This window comes from Bacillus luti, from assembly GCF_001884105.1.
In the GTDB taxonomy this organism is placed as follows: Bacteria; Bacillota; Bacilli; order Bacillales; family Bacillaceae_G; genus Bacillus_A; species Bacillus_A luti.
The window spans coordinates 1-468 of the sequence record NZ_MACI01000039.1; the positions used below are offsets into that span (position 1 = coordinate 1).

At 35.0% G+C, this 468-nt stretch carries 1 pseudogene; it reads right to left on the reverse strand.

The features are described from left to right. Window positions 1-468: pseudogene (locus tag BAQ48_RS09575) on the reverse strand (peptigoglycan-binding protein LysM); the annotation flags it as partial.

The window sequence follows — 468 nt, forward strand, 5'->3', positions numbered from 1 at the left end:
TTTGGCATTTGATTATTATCCATAATCGGCATCATATTTGGCATTTGATTATTATCCATAATCGGCATCATACTTGGCATTTGATTATTATCCATAATTGGCATCATATTTGGTGGTTGGATATTATCCATAATTGGCATCATATTTGGTGGTTGGATATTATCCATGATTGGCATGATGTTTGGTGGTTGGTTGTTATCCATGATTGGCATAATGTTTGGTGGTTGGTTGTTATCCAACATTGGCATGATGTTTGGCATTTGAATATTTGGCGGTATGACTTGCGGAATAACTACATTTTCTTTCGATACGTTTGGCGATACTATATTCCCTACATTTTCTTTCTTCACTTGCGGTGACACGATATTCCCTACATTTTCTTTCTTCACTTGCGGTGATACTATATTTCCTATATTTTCTTTCTTCACTTGCGGCGATACTATATTTCCTATATTTTCTTTCTTCACT